General features: G+C 53.6%; 18 protein-coding genes. 13 read left to right on the top strand and 5 right to left on the bottom strand.

Translation table 11 applies throughout. The features are described from left to right. Nucleotides 1-10: 10 nt before the first annotated feature. The 13 genes from H8S64_RS00885 to H8S64_RS00825 all read left to right on the top strand — a co-directional run bounded on the left by H8S64_RS00885 (nucleotide 11) and on the right by H8S64_RS00825 (nucleotide 10883). Nucleotides 11-343: a DUF4133 domain-containing protein gene (locus H8S64_RS00885; RefSeq protein ID WP_004311206.1), complete on the top strand. Its 333-nt coding sequence runs from the start codon at nucleotides 11-13 to the stop codon at nucleotides 341-343. Next, complete coding sequence (locus tag H8S64_RS00880; RefSeq protein WP_005827325.1) at nucleotides 340-2844, top strand: TraG family conjugative transposon ATPase; 2505 nt, start codon at nucleotides 340-342, stop codon at nucleotides 2842-2844. Before H8S64_RS00885 ends, H8S64_RS00880 begins: the two co-directional genes overlap by 4 nt. A gap of 37 nt (nucleotides 2845-2881) precedes the next feature. Further along, nucleotides 2882-3265, top strand: a complete 384-nt coding sequence (locus tag H8S64_RS00875; RefSeq protein ID WP_004308928.1) for a DUF3876 domain-containing protein — start codon at nucleotides 2882-2884, stop codon at nucleotides 3263-3265. A 30-nt stretch (nucleotides 3266-3295) separates the two neighbouring features. Continuing rightward, nucleotides 3296-3925 (top strand): DUF4141 domain-containing protein, encoded by a 630-nt coding sequence (locus tag H8S64_RS00870; RefSeq protein ID WP_004308927.1) that lies wholly within the window; start codon nucleotides 3296-3298, stop codon nucleotides 3923-3925. Between the two features lie 3 nt (nucleotides 3926-3928). Further along, the gene (traJ, locus tag H8S64_RS00865) at nucleotides 3929-4933 is read left to right on the top strand and encodes a conjugative transposon protein TraJ (protein ID WP_004308926.1); all 1005 of its coding nucleotides are present in this window, start codon (nucleotides 3929-3931) and stop codon (nucleotides 4931-4933) included. Nucleotides 4934-4964: 31 nt separating this feature from the next. Next, complete coding sequence (gene traK, locus H8S64_RS00860) at nucleotides 4965-5588, top strand: conjugative transposon protein TraK (protein WP_004308925.1); 624 nt, start codon at nucleotides 4965-4967, stop codon at nucleotides 5586-5588. 6 nt (nucleotides 5589-5594) lie between these two features. After that, on the top strand, nucleotides 5595-5903 hold the full coding sequence (locus H8S64_RS00855; RefSeq protein WP_004308924.1) for a TraL conjugative transposon family protein: 309 nt from the start codon (nucleotides 5595-5597) through the stop codon (nucleotides 5901-5903). Further along, nucleotides 5884-7239: a conjugative transposon protein TraM gene (traM, locus tag H8S64_RS00850; RefSeq protein WP_032595739.1), complete on the top strand. Its 1356-nt coding sequence runs from the start codon at nucleotides 5884-5886 to the stop codon at nucleotides 7237-7239. The genes H8S64_RS00855 and traM overlap by 20 nt, the downstream gene beginning before the upstream one ends. A gap of 69 nt (nucleotides 7240-7308) precedes the next feature. Further along, entirely contained in the window at nucleotides 7309-8367 is a 1059-nt protein-coding gene (gene traN / locus H8S64_RS00845; protein ID WP_032588475.1) for a conjugative transposon protein TraN, read from the top strand. Between the two features lie 2 nt (nucleotides 8368-8369). Beyond that, nucleotides 8370-8945, top strand: coding sequence for a conjugal transfer protein TraO (locus H8S64_RS00840; RefSeq protein ID WP_032588474.1), 576 nt, complete (start codon nucleotides 8370-8372; stop codon nucleotides 8943-8945). 8 nt (nucleotides 8946-8953) lie between these two features. Beyond that, complete coding sequence (locus H8S64_RS00835) at nucleotides 8954-9853, top strand: DUF8464 domain-containing protein (protein ID WP_004310298.1); 900 nt, start codon at nucleotides 8954-8956, stop codon at nucleotides 9851-9853. After that, nucleotides 9853-10359, top strand: coding sequence for a DUF3872 domain-containing protein (locus H8S64_RS00830; RefSeq protein ID WP_032595742.1), 507 nt, complete (start codon nucleotides 9853-9855; stop codon nucleotides 10357-10359). The genes H8S64_RS00835 and H8S64_RS00830 overlap by 1 nt, the downstream gene beginning before the upstream one ends. Beyond that, nucleotides 10356-10883 (top strand): glycoside hydrolase family protein, encoded by a 528-nt coding sequence (locus H8S64_RS00825; protein WP_005827312.1) that lies wholly within the window; start codon nucleotides 10356-10358, stop codon nucleotides 10881-10883. Before H8S64_RS00830 ends, H8S64_RS00825 begins: the two co-directional genes overlap by 4 nt. A 62-nt stretch (nucleotides 10884-10945) precedes the next feature. Here H8S64_RS00825 and H8S64_RS00820 read toward each other — a convergent pair whose 3' ends face one another. From H8S64_RS00820 to H8S64_RS00800, 5 genes are all read right to left on the bottom strand, one after another. After that, nucleotides 10946-11167, bottom strand: coding sequence for a DUF7688 family protein (locus H8S64_RS00820; protein WP_004310300.1), 222 nt, complete (start codon nucleotides 11165-11167; stop codon nucleotides 10946-10948). A gap of 116 nt (nucleotides 11168-11283) precedes the next feature. Further along, nucleotides 11284-11592 (bottom strand): hypothetical protein, encoded by a 309-nt coding sequence (locus H8S64_RS00815; RefSeq protein WP_004310301.1) that lies wholly within the window; start codon nucleotides 11590-11592, stop codon nucleotides 11284-11286. Nucleotides 11593-11645: 53 nt separating this feature from the next. After that, nucleotides 11646-11951: a DUF6956 domain-containing protein gene (locus tag H8S64_RS00810; RefSeq protein WP_004310302.1), complete on the bottom strand. Its 306-nt coding sequence runs from the start codon at nucleotides 11949-11951 to the stop codon at nucleotides 11646-11648. Beyond that, complete coding sequence (locus tag H8S64_RS00805) at nucleotides 11891-12109, bottom strand: DUF3873 domain-containing protein (RefSeq protein WP_008770680.1); 219 nt, start codon at nucleotides 12107-12109, stop codon at nucleotides 11891-11893. The genes H8S64_RS00810 and H8S64_RS00805 overlap by 61 nt, the downstream gene beginning before the upstream one ends. A gap of 31 nt (nucleotides 12110-12140) precedes the next feature. Beyond that, on the bottom strand, nucleotides 12141-12398 hold the full coding sequence (locus tag H8S64_RS00800) for a DUF8466 domain-containing protein (RefSeq protein WP_005827305.1): 258 nt from the start codon (nucleotides 12396-12398) through the stop codon (nucleotides 12141-12143). Nucleotides 12399-12411 lie beyond the last annotated feature (13 nt).

Genomic DNA, 12411 nt, shown 5'->3' with positions numbered 1-12411 from the left:
TAAACAATGTATGGCTGAATACCCGATAAACAAGGGTATCGGCCGTCCGGTCGAGTTCAAGGGTTTGAAGGCTCAGTACCTCTTCATCTTCTGCGGAGGTCTGCTGGCTCTCTTCGTCCTGTTCGTCATCCTCTATATGGTCGGCATCGACCAGTGGATATGTATCGGCTTCGGCGCGGCATCGTCTTCCGTCCTCGTATGGCAGACCTTCGCGCTGAACGCCCGGTACGGCGAACACGGGCTGATGAAATTGGGAGCGGCAAGGAGCCATCCCCGATACCTTATCAACCGACGGCGGATCACCCGATTACTCAAACGGCAACGAAAGGAAGAAACGACATGAGAAATACATCCAAAATGACAACACTGGAAAACAAGTTCCCCCTGCTGGCGGTGGAGCATGGCTGCATCATCTCCAAAGACGCCGACATCACGGTGGCTTTTGAGGTGGAACTGCCGGAGCTTTACACCGTGACGGGCGCAGAGTACGAGGCGATACACGGCTGCTGGTGCAAGGCTATCAAGGTGCTGCCGTACTTCTGCGTCGTGCATAAGCAGGATTGGTTCATCAAGGAGAAATATATGCCGGAGTTACAGAAGGACGACATGAGTTTCTTGAGCCGTTCCTTTGAACGCCACTTCAACGAGCGTCCGTACCTGAAACACTCCTGCTATCTCTACTTGACCAAGACGACGAAAGAACGTAACCGTATGCAGAGCAACTTCAGTACGCTGTGCCGGGGACATATCATCCCGAAGGAGCTGGACAAGGAAACCGCCGGGAAGTTCATGGAGGCCGCCGAACAGTTCGAGCGCATCATGAACGACAGCGGCTTTGTGAGGCTGCGCCGCCTCTCCACCGACGAGATTGTCGGGACGGAGAAGTCCGCCGGGCTGATAGAGCGTTACTTCTCGCTCATGCCCGAAGGCGACACGACCTTGCAGGACATCGACCTCTCGGCAAAAGAAATGCGTATCGGTGACAACCGCCTGTGCCTGCACACCCTCTCCGACGCGGAGGATATGCCAGGAAAGGTGGCTACCGACATCCGCTACGAGAAACTCTCCACCGACCGCTCGGACTGTCGCCTCTCCTTCGCCTCCCCCGTGGGGCTGCTGCTTTCCTGCAACCACATCTATAACCAGTATGTGATTATCGACAACAGCGAGGAAAATTTGCAGAAGTTCGAGAAGTCCGCAAGGAATATGCAGTCGCTATCCCGATACAGCCGGAGCAACAGCATCAACCGCGAGTGGATAGACCAGTACCTGAACGAAGCCCATTCCTACGGGCTGACCTCGGTACGGGCGCACTTCAACGTCATGGCGTGGAGCGATGACGCGGAGGAACTGAAGCATATCAAGAACGATGTGGGCAGCCAGCTGGCAAGCATGGAGTGCGTGCCGCACCACAATACCATCGACTGCCCGACGCTCTACTGGGCGGCGATGCCCGGCAACGCGGCGGACTTCCCGGCGGAAGAGAGTTTCCATACATTCATCGAGCAGGCGGTGTGCCTCTTCACGGAGGAAACCAACTACCGCAGTTCGCTCTCGCCCTTCGGCATCAAGATGGTGGACAGGCTTACGGGAAAACCGTTGCACCTCGACATCAGCGACCTGCCGATGAAGCGGGGTATCACGACCAACCGCAACAAGTTCGTGTTGGGTCCTTCGGGCAGCGGCAAATCCTTTTTTATGAACCACCTCGTGAGGCAATACTACGAGCAGGGTACGCACGTGGTGCTGGTGGACACGGGAAACTCCTATCAGGGCTTGTGCGAGATGATCCGGTGCAAGACAAACGGGGCGGACGGCGTGTACTTCACCTACACGGAGGAGAAACCGATTTCGTTCAACCCGTTCTACACCGATGATTACGTGTTCGACGTGGAGAAAAAGGACAGCATCAAGACATTGCTGCTGACGCTCTGGAAGTCGGAGGACGACAAAGTGACGAAGACGGAGAGCGGCGAACTGGGCAGTGCGGTGAACGCCTATATCGAGCGTATCAGGGCTGACCGGAGCATCGTCCCCTCGTTCAACACCTTCTACGAGTATATGCGCGACGACTACCGCCGCGAACTGGCGGAACGTGAGATAAAGGTGGAGAAGTCCGACTTCAACATCGACAATATGCTCACCACCATGCGGCAGTATTACCGGGACGGACGCTACGACTTCCTGCTCAACTCCACGGAGAACATCGACCTGCTCGGCAAGCGGTTCATCGTCTTCGAGATTGACAGTATAAAGGAAAATCGCGAGCTTTTCCCTGTGGTGACCATCATCATCATGGAAGCCTTCATCAACAAGATGCGCCGATTGAAAGGCGTAAGGAAACAGTTGATAGTGGAAGAGGCTTGGAAGGCTCTATCTTCGGCGAACATGGCTGAGTACCTGCGCTATATGTACAAGACCGTGCGCAAGTATTACGGGGAGGCAATCGTGGTGACGCAGGAGGTGGACGACATCATTTCCTCGCCCGTCGTCAAGGAGAGCATCATCAACAACTCCGACTGCAAGATACTCCTTGACCAGCGGAAGTACATGAACAAGTTTGATGCCATACAGTCCCTGTTGGGTCTGACGGAGAAAGAGAAGTCGCAGATACTCTCCATCAACATGGCGAACAACCCGTCAAGGCTCTACAAGGAAGTGTGGATAGGACTGGGCGGCACGCAGTCGGCAGTCTATGCCACCGAAGTTAGTGCTGAAGAGTATCTGGCGTACACCACCGAAGAAACGGAAAAAGTAGAGGTTTACCGTCTGGCGGAACAGTTGGGCGGCGACATTGAAGCCGTCATCCGGCAGCTTGCCGAAAGGCGGAGAAAAAAGGAATAAATAGAAACAGATTCATCAACTAAAAAAGAAAATGCGTATGAGTATATCAAGAACGAAAATGCTGCAAGTCAGCAAGTGTTTAATCGGGCTGGCGGTCATGGTGCTGCAATCCTGCGACATAACGGACAACCGACGCGACCTGCTTTGCGGAAACTGGGAGAGTGTGGAGGGCAAGCCCGACGTGCTTATCTACAAGGAGGGCGAAGCCTATAAGGTGACGGTATTCAAGCGGAGCGGCATCCGCCGCAAGCTGAAGCCGGAAACCTATCTCTTGCAGGAGGAGAACGGCAATCTGTTCATGAACACCGGATTCCGCATCGACGTGTCCTACAACGAGGCGACGGACATCCTGACCTTCTCGCCGAACGGGGACTACGTGCGTGTGAACCCGAAACCGGACCATCCGATAGGCGAGCAATAAATAATGAAATCCACTAAAATCCAAAGTAACATGAGAACAAGAATAACACTTATTATCTGCCTGTGCCTGTTTGCAGTCGGCAGGGCAAGCGCACAGTGGGCGGTGATAGACCCGTCCAACATCGCGCAGAGCATCGTGAACACCTCGAAGAACGTGGTACACACTTCCACGACCGCCCAGAATATGATAAAAAATTTTCAAGAGACCGTGAAGATTTACGAACAGGGCAAGAAGTATTACGACGCACTCAAATCCGTGAACAATCTGGTAAAGGACGCCCGGAAGGTGCAGCAGACCATTCTGATGGTGGGTGACATCACCGACACCTATGTGACCAGTTTCCAGAAGATGATGCGTGACGACAACTTCACGGTGGAGGAACTGGGAGCCATCGCCTTTGGCTACACCAAGTTATTGGAGGAATCCAACGATGTGCTGACGGAACTGAAGAATGTGGTGAATATCACCACGCTCTCCATGACGGACAAGGAGCGCATGGACGTGGTGGAACGCTGCTACTCCAAAATGAAGCGTTACCGCAACCTCGTGAGCTACTACACCAACAAGAACATTAGCGTGAGTTACCTGCGTGCGAAGAAGAAAAACGACCTTGACCGCATCATGGGGCTGTACGGGAACATGAACGAAAGATATTGGTAGCCTATGAATTTCGACAACCTTCACCAAATTCTGCGCTCGCTCTACGAACAGATGATGCCGCTATGCGGGGACATGGCGGGCGTGGCGAAAGGCATCGCCGGGCTGGGCGCACTCTTTTATGTGGCCTACCGGGTATGGCAGTCGCTGGCGAGAGCCGAACCGATAGACGTGTTCCCTATGCTCCGCCCGTTCGCTATCGGTCTGTGCATCATGTTCTTTCCGACGGTGGTACTGGGTACGATAAACAGCATCATGTCGCCCGTCGTGCAGGGTACGGCAAAGATGCTGGAGGCGGAAACGCTGGACATGAACCGATACCGTGAGCAGAAGGACAAACTGGAGTACGAAGCGATGATGCGCAATCCCGAAACCGCCTACCTCGTGTCAAATGAGGAGTTTGACAAACAACTGGAAGAACTGGGCTGGTCGCCCGGCGACATGGTGACGATGGCGGGGATGTACATCGAGCGCGGGATGTACAACATGAAGAAGGGCATCCGCGACTTCTTCCGCGAGATACTGGAACTGATGTTCCAAGCCGCCGCCCTCGTGATAGACACCATCCGCACGTTCTTCCTCGTGGTGCTGGCGATACTCGGTCCGATAGCCTTCGCCATATCGGTGTGGGACGGCTTCCAAAGCACGCTTACACAGTGGATATGCCGCTACATACAGGTCTATCTGTGGCTGCCCGTGTCGGATATGTTCAGCACCATACTGGCGAAGATACAAGTGCTGATGCTGCAAAGCGACATCGAACGGATGCAGGCTGACCCGAACTTCTCGCTGGATTCGAGCGACGGGGTGTACATCGTCTTCATGATAATCGGCATCATTGGTTACTTCACCATCCCCACGGTAGCAGGCTGGATTATCCAAGCCGGAGGCATGGGAAGCTACGGTCGCAACGTGAACCAGACGGCAGGACGAGCCGGAAGTATGGCGGGCAGCGTGGCGGGCGCAGCCGCAGGAAACGTGGTCGGACGTGTCGGGAAGCTGCTGAAATAATCAACTGACAATTAAAAACGAATAAACAACAATGGAATTTAAGTCACTTAAAAACATCGAATCATCGTTCAGGCAGATACGCCTGTTCGGTATCGTCTTCCTCTCGTTGTGTGCCGTAATAACGGTATGGAGCGTGTGGAGTTCCTACCGCTTCGCGGAGCGGCAACGGGAAAAGATTTACGTGCTGGACAACGGCAAGTCGCTGATGCTGGCTCTCTCGCAAGACTTGTCGCAGAACCGTCCGGCAGAAGCGAGGGAACACGTGCGCCGTTTCCACGAGCTGTTCTTCACGCTCTCACCCGAAAAGAGCGCGATAGAGCATAACGTGAAACGCGCCCTGCTATTAGCGGACAAAAGCGTGTACAACTACTATTCGGACTTTGCCGAGAAGGGGTACTACAACCGCATCATCGCCGGGAACATCAATCAGGTGTTGAAGGTGGACAGCGTGGTGTGCGATTTCAACGGCTATCCCTACCGTGCCGTGACCTACGCCACGCAGAAGATCATCCGGCAGAGCAACGTCACCGAGCGCAGCCTCGTGACTACGTGCCGCCTCTTGAACTCGTCCCGTTCGGACGACAATCCCAACGGTTTCACCATCGAGGGATTCACCATCATCGAGAACAAGGATTTACAAACCATCAAAAGGTAAACGGACATGAAGAAAATCAAAAAATCATTTTGGCGTGCGTACTGGAAGCTCCACGACAAAAAGAAAATGCTGGTGGCAAGGCTCAAAGGCTATCTGGACGGTTTGCCCCCGAAGACACGCAGGCGCATCGTGCTGGCGATGCTCGCCGCCTTTGCGGTGCTTGCCCTCTACACCTTCGGCAAAGCCGTCTATGAAATCGGCAGGAATGACGGCAGCCGGATGGTAACAGACCATGCCGGACAGGTGGAACTGTCCATAAAGCCGGACAACAATCATAATGTAATACCTTATTTATATGGAACAGACGAAGAATGAACCTAAAAACGAGAACAAGGCGGCTCCCGACAACGGGAAACCGAAGAAGGAGCGCAAGCCGCTGACCGAAGCCCAAAGGCTGAAACGTCAGAAAATGATAGTGCTGCCCGCTATAGTGCTGGTATTCATCGGTGCTATGTGGCTGATATTCGCCCCGTCTTCCGACAAGGAGCAGCAACCGGGAACGGGTGGTTACAACATCGAAATGCCCGACGCTGACAAGGCGAACCGCCAGATCATCGGCGACAAGGCGAAAGCCTACGAACAGGGAGCAATGGAGGAACGGCAGGAGAACCGCAGCCGCGCCATGCAGGAACTGGGCGATATGTTCGACCGCGAGGTGGCGGAAACGGACGGCGGCAGGGACTTCGACCTTGCTAATCCCGGAAATGCGGAAGATGCAACAGCAAAATCATCCGCTCCGAAAACCATCCAATCCTCCGCAGCTGCCTACCGCGACCTCAATACCACGCTCGGCAACTTCTATGAGCAGCCGAAGAACGACAACGCGGAAATGGACGAACTGTTAGAGCGTATCGCCTCGCTGGAATCGGAACTGGAAACCGAGAAAGGCAAGGCATCCGCTATGGATGACCAAGTGGCACTCATGGAGAAGTCCTATGAACTGGCGGCGAAGTACATGGGCGGGCAGAACGGCACACAGCCACCTGTCGGACAGGCGGCAGAGCCTTACCCCGTGCAGAAAGCCGGAAAGAACACGGCTGCACCTGTCAGGCAGGTAACGCATCAGGTGGTATCTTCGCTCTCACAGCCGATGAGCAACGCTGAGTTTGTCGCCTCCTTCTCGCAGGAGCGCAACCGCAGTTTCAATACGGCGGTGGGTGTCACGACTGTATCGGACAGGAACACCATATCGGCGTGTGTCTATGGGGCGCAGAGTGTGACTGACGGGCAGGCGGTAAGATTACGGCTGCTGGAGCCGATGGCAGTGGCGGACAAAATCATACCCCGCAATGCAGTGGTGGTAGGCACGGCAAAGATTCAGGGCGAACGACTCGATATTGAAATTACTTCGCTGGAGTACGCAGGTACGATTATCCCGGTAGAACTGGCGGTGTATGACACGGACGGACAGCCCGGCATCTTCATTCCAAACTCGATGGAGATGAACGCCGTCAGGGAGGTTGCCGCCAACATGGGCGGCTCGCTGGGCAGCAGCATTAATATCTCCACCAACGCAGGGGCGCAGCTCGCCTCCGACTTGGGCAAGGGGCTGATACAAGGCACGAGCCAGTATATCGCCAAGAAGATGCGTACCGTCAAGGTGCATCTGAAATCCGGATACAAGGTCATGCTATATCAGGACAGAGATTGAAAACAATAACAATCAACGACTAAAAAAACAACAACCAAATTTTTATTTACCACTAAAATCCAAAGTAGAATGAAAAAAGTAATCATCATGTTTGCCCTCGCTATGGGCATCATAACTGCCAACGCGCAGGAGAACGTAACCGTTGGAGAGAACAACGGAAGTGAACCGACGAACGAAGCGAGAGCAGAGACAAGCTCGCTTGACTATGCCTCGCAAGGAGGAGGAAGGCAAAGCCAACAACCGACCTTGACAAAGGAGGTCTATCCGCAGAAGGAGGCGGACGGCGATCTGTATCACGGGCTGACAAAGAAGCTGACCTTCGACCGCATGGTTCCCCCGCACGGATTGGAAGTGACCTACGACAAGACCGTCCACGTCATTTTCCCCTCGGAGGTGCGCTACGTCGATTTAGGCTCGCCCGACCTGATTGCGGGTAAAGCCGACGGAGCGGAGAACGTCATCCGCGTGAAAGCTACCGTGCGTAACTTCCCGAACGAAACCAATATGTCGGTAATCACGGAGGACGGGAGTTTCTATACTTTTAACGTGAAGTACGCCTCCGAACCGCTGCTTCTCAACGTGGAGATGTGCGACTTCATCCATGACGGCGAGAAGGTGAACCGCCCGAACAACGCGCAGGAAATCTACCTGAAGGAACTGGGCAGCGAAAGCCCGATGCTGGTGCGCCTTATCATGAAGTCCATCCACAAGCAGAACAAGCGTGAGGTGAAGCACATCGGCTGCAAGCGATTCGGCATCCAGTACCTGCTGAAAGGTATCTACACGCATAATGGGTTACTCTATTTCCACACGGAGATAAAGAACCAGAGCAACGTGCCTTTCGATGTGGACTACATCACATGGAAAATCGTGGACAAGAAGGTGGCGAAGCGTACCGCCGTGCAGGAGCAGATTATCCTGCCGCTCCGTGCGCAGAATTACGCCACACTCGTGCCGGGCAAGAAGAGCGAGCGCACGGTATTCACGATGGCGAAGTTCACCATTCCCGACGACAAATGCCTCGTGGTGGAACTCAACGAGAAGAACGGGGGGCGTCACCAGTCTTTCGTGATTGAAAACGAGGACTTGGTACGTGCCAATACCATCAACGAACTTCAAGTGCGCTGACCATGAGAAAGTACATCGCAATAATCATCGTGTCGCTTGCCCTGTTCACGGGGCAGGCGCACGCCCAGCGATGCCTGCCGAAGATGCAGGGCATCGAATTGAGAGCTAACCTTGTGGACGGTATGCGTTTAAGTGGCAACAATGGCGGTTACAGTTTCGGGGCGGCTCTCTCCACCTACACGAAGAACGGTAACAAGTGGGTGTTCGGTGGCGAATACCTCTTGAAGAACAACCCGTACAAGGATACCGCCATACCTGTGGCGCAGTTCACGGCGGAGGGCGGTTATTATTTCAAGATACTCTCCGACGCCCGTAAAATAGTGTTCGTCTATGCGGGGGCTTCGGCTCTCGCCGGATATGAGTCGGTGAATTGGGGCGAGAAAGTGCTGCATGACGGCTCCACGCTCCATGACCGGGACGCCTTCATCTACGGCGGTGCGCTGACGCTCGATGTGGAGTTTTACGTGGCTGACCGTATCGCCCTGCTCGCCAACCTCCGGGAGCGCCTGCTGTGGGGTGGCGACACACGGAAGTTCCATACGCAGTTCGGGGCGGGCGTCAAGATAATCATCAACTGACACGTCGCATGGAACGGACGGACATTGAGAATATGAGGCAGATACCCATTGCGGACTTTCTCGCACGGCTGGGACATGAGCCTGTCCGAAGGAGCGGAAACGAGCTGTGGTATCGTGCGCCATACCGCAGTGAACGCACGCCCTCCTTCCGTGTGAACGTGGCGAAACAGCTCTGGTACGACTTCGGCTTGGGCAAGGGCGGCGACATCTTCACGCTTGTCGGGGAGTTTACCCGAAGCGGGGATTTCATGGCGCAGGCGAGATTCATAGCGGAAACCGCCCGTATGCCGCTTGCCGCAGCAGAAAAGCCGTTGTACCTGCCGGAACCGTCCGAACCTGCCTTTGAGGGAGTGGAAGCCGTCCCGCTGCTCCGCTCTCCGCTGACGGAGTATTTGAAGGAAAGAGGCATCCCTTATGCCGTTGCATCCCGCCACTGCTGCCGCCTGAACTACGGCGTGCGTGGTAAGCGGTACTTTGCCGTCGGCTTTCCGAACGTGTCGGGCGGCTATGAAACCCGAAGCCGCCGTTTCAAGGGTTGCGTACCACCAAAGGACGTGTCGCTGGTCAAGGCGGGGGACATCCCGGCGGACGTGTGCAGCGTGTTCGAGGGCTTTATGGACTTCCTGTCCGCCGTCACGCTCGGTTTGGCAACGGGTGACTGCCTTGTGCTGAACTCCGTCGCCAACGTGGAAAAGGCTTTGAAACATCTGGACGGGTACGAGCGCATCGACTGTTACCTCGACCGAGACGAAGCCGGACGCAGGGCAATGGAAGCCCTGCGGACACGCTACGGAGGAAAGGTGACAGACCGTTCCGGCATCTATCAAGGCTGCAAGGACTTGAACGAGTACCTGCAACAAGTATCAAGAAAACAACAAAAGAACAACAATCTAAAAATCAAAGAATAATGAACATACTGAACAACAAGAACAAGAGAACATCAATCTTCAAGGCGTTGGCACTCTGCCTGTTCGCCGCAGTGTCATTCACATTCGTATCGTGCGACGACGATATGGACATCCAGCAATCCTATCCCTTCACGGTGGAAACCATGCCCGTGCCGAACAAGGTCACAAAGGGGCAGACGGTGGAAATCCGCTGTGAGCTGAAGAAAACGGGCGATTTCGCCAATACCCTCTATACCATCCGGTATTTCCAGTTCGAGGGTGAGGGCACACTGAAAATGGACAACGGCATCACTTTCCTGCCCAATGACCGCTACCTGCTCGAAAACGAGAAGTTCCGGCTGTACTACACGGCGCAAGGTGACGAGGCGCACAACTTCATCGTGGTAGTGGAGGACAATTTCGGCAACTCCTATGAGTTGGAATTTGACTTCAACAACCGAAACGTGAAGGATGACGGGGTTATCACTGTTGTCCCCATCGGGAACTTCAAGCCCTTTACACGATGATGCGTGTATTCATGGCTATCCTCTGTTCGCTTCTGGCGGTCTGTTCCGTGTCCGCACGGAACAGACGCCATGAGGGAACGGACGGGCAGGCGGCTATCTACCGGCTGCCACCATTTGAGAGGGCGGTGCGATGCACGAAGTATTTTGAGGGCTGGCATTCGGAAAAACATCACCCGTATGTAGGATATGGACATCGGTTGCAGCCGGGGGAAAGGTATTCGGCACGCACCATGACGAAGCGGCAGGCGGACGCGCTTCTGCGAAAAGACCTGCGGAAGTTCTGCGCGATGTTCCAGCAGTTCGGGAAGGATTCGCTTCTGCTTGCCACGCTCGCCTACAATGTCGGTCCGTACCGTCTTTTGGGGAGTGGGAAGATACCCAAAAGCACGCTAATCCGAAAGCTGGAGGCGGGTGACAGGAACATCTACCGGGAGTATATCGCTTTCTGTAACTATAAGGGGAAACGCCACGCCATGCTGCTCAAACGAAGGAAGGCTGAGTTTGCGCTGCTGTATGTACCATAAAGAATAAGTGTCTGACGAAAGAAACTCCGATGAAGCCGCCAACTTCATCGGAGTTTCAGTTTTCATACATTCGGGATTGTCCCTTTGCCTGCAACCTCACCGTCCCTGCAATGCTCTATGATACCGGGTGAAAATCCCATGCTGCCGATTGCGATATGCCGGATATAGTCTGTATATTCCTGACCTTGAAAATTCCTGCCCGTAAGGTTCTTGAAAACCATCTTTATGCTTATGCCGTCGTTGCTGTACAAGATGGTTTTTCCGTTCTGTCTGATTGTTTCCATGATTAAAACTTGTTTTTGTGAATACTATCGTAGATTGGTACAAAGGTTTCTTTGCCTACTTTCTTATCCGCCATCATGCTCATGAAAGAAAGTAGGCGGCTTTTGCCGCCCACCCCTCAAAAGCGGGTGTAAAGTCCCGTTACCATCGTGAACATTTCCTCCAGCATATCGCAATATATCCCCTCGTGCGTTTCAATGTCCTTCGTCCTGCTCTCGAATGTCTTTTTGCTGAACGTCTTGCGGTAGAAACGCATATTGTATAGGTCTGCCCCTCCGTCATAGATGATGTCAAGGCGGTTGGCACTGGTCTTGTTCCTCGCAAGGCTCATGCGCAAGCCGTTGCCCATGTCTGTGAAGTCTTTGCTTCCCGTCATGGCGGCAAAGCGTCTGCCGCCAATCTGCTCTAAAATTGTCTTTGCTATCATATCCGTTGTCTTTTAGGTTTATGGTTCGGGCGGTGCGGACACCGCCCCAATGTTCAAAATTCTGTTTTCTCGGTTATGGGTGTGCATTTTTCCAGCCACTCTTTCAGACATTCCATGCTATACTCGCTCGTGATGACTGCCGTATGGCTGTCAATGGCAGTGAAACGGCTGCTTTCATAGCTGTCTATCCACCCCTTTAGGGTATCAACTCCCCACGCTTCGGCATCGTCAAAGATGCCGTCCAATGCCGTAATGGGTTCGCTGAATTTGACTATCAGCGTTTGGTAGCCTGCTTCGTTCATCGCTTCTCCTCCTTCCTTTCCTTTGCCGTTAGCCACTTGTCCCGTGCGGCTCGACATTCGTCTAATGTGGGTTTGACACAAGAGAAAAGTTCCCCGTCCGTGTGGCGGTAGTCGTATTGCACAAGGGTGCGTTTGCGTCTGTCGATACCCGTTTGGAATTTCTCGTAGTTCTCCGTTCCTGCCGATTGGCAGGTGCTTACTCCGTTAATTGTCATTTTGTTGCCATAGTCGTTGTTATTTAGATGATTAGAAATGTACAGACAGCACTCTGTGTTGCATCACCATTTCGGGGTCGCTCGTGTAGCGTTGGTGCAGGTAGAAATGATGAGAGCCGAAGCCGTAAAGGAAGAACTTGTCAAGTTCGTGTTTCTCGGCAAAGTCCTTGACGCTCGCCCTTAATTGCTCCTCACTCTGACAAAGAGTGAGGAGGTTCATAAATTCAAGGAACATCGTGGGGATTTTATCATCCCATAGGAAAACCATGCTTTCAAATCTTACTTCCATAATGTTAGTTGTT

Origin of the sequence: Butyricimonas hominis (assembly GCF_014287455.1) — a bacterium.
GTDB lineage: Bacteria > Bacteroidota > Bacteroidia > Bacteroidales > Marinifilaceae > Butyricimonas > Butyricimonas muris.
The sequence above is the reverse complement of the archived record's forward strand: the minus strand, read 5'-3'. Positions and strand labels throughout refer to the sequence as shown.

Coding starts and splice junctions, on each gene's coding strand:
- H8S64_RS00885 (WP_004311206.1), top strand. CDS start 11: ATGGCTGAATACCCGATAAACAAGGGTATCGGCCGTCCGGTCGAGTTC.
- H8S64_RS00880 (WP_005827325.1), top strand. CDS start 340: ATGAGAAATACATCCAAAATGACAACACTGGAAAACAAGTTCCCCCTG.
- H8S64_RS00875 (WP_004308928.1), top strand. CDS start 2,882: ATGAGTATATCAAGAACGAAAATGCTGCAAGTCAGCAAGTGTTTAATC.
- H8S64_RS00870 (WP_004308927.1), top strand. CDS start 3,296: ATGAGAACAAGAATAACACTTATTATCTGCCTGTGCCTGTTTGCAGTC.
- traJ (WP_004308926.1), top strand. CDS start 3,929: ATGAATTTCGACAACCTTCACCAAATTCTGCGCTCGCTCTACGAACAG.
- traK (WP_004308925.1), top strand. CDS start 4,965: ATGGAATTTAAGTCACTTAAAAACATCGAATCATCGTTCAGGCAGATA.
- H8S64_RS00855 (WP_004308924.1), top strand. CDS start 5,595: ATGAAGAAAATCAAAAAATCATTTTGGCGTGCGTACTGGAAGCTCCAC.
- traM (WP_032595739.1), top strand. CDS start 5,884: ATGGAACAGACGAAGAATGAACCTAAAAACGAGAACAAGGCGGCTCCC.
- traN (WP_032588475.1), top strand. CDS start 7,309: ATGAAAAAAGTAATCATCATGTTTGCCCTCGCTATGGGCATCATAACT.
- H8S64_RS00840 (WP_032588474.1), top strand. CDS start 8,370: ATGAGAAAGTACATCGCAATAATCATCGTGTCGCTTGCCCTGTTCACG.
- H8S64_RS00835 (WP_004310298.1), top strand. CDS start 8,954: ATGGAACGGACGGACATTGAGAATATGAGGCAGATACCCATTGCGGAC.
- H8S64_RS00830 (WP_032595742.1), top strand. CDS start 9,853: ATGAACATACTGAACAACAAGAACAAGAGAACATCAATCTTCAAGGCG.
- H8S64_RS00825 (WP_005827312.1), top strand. CDS start 10,356: ATGATGCGTGTATTCATGGCTATCCTCTGTTCGCTTCTGGCGGTCTGT.
- H8S64_RS00820 (WP_004310300.1), bottom strand. CDS start 11,167: ATGGAAACAATCAGACAGAACGGAAAAACCATCTTGTACAGCAACGAC.
- H8S64_RS00815 (WP_004310301.1), bottom strand. CDS start 11,592: ATGATAGCAAAGACAATTTTAGAGCAGATTGGCGGCAGACGCTTTGCC.
- H8S64_RS00810 (WP_004310302.1), bottom strand. CDS start 11,951: ATGTCGAGCCGCACGGGACAAGTGGCTAACGGCAAAGGAAAGGAAGGA.
- H8S64_RS00805 (WP_008770680.1), bottom strand. CDS start 12,109: ATGACAATTAACGGAGTAAGCACCTGCCAATCGGCAGGAACGGAGAAC.
- H8S64_RS00800 (WP_005827305.1), bottom strand. CDS start 12,398: ATGGAAGTAAGATTTGAAAGCATGGTTTTCCTATGGGATGATAAAATC.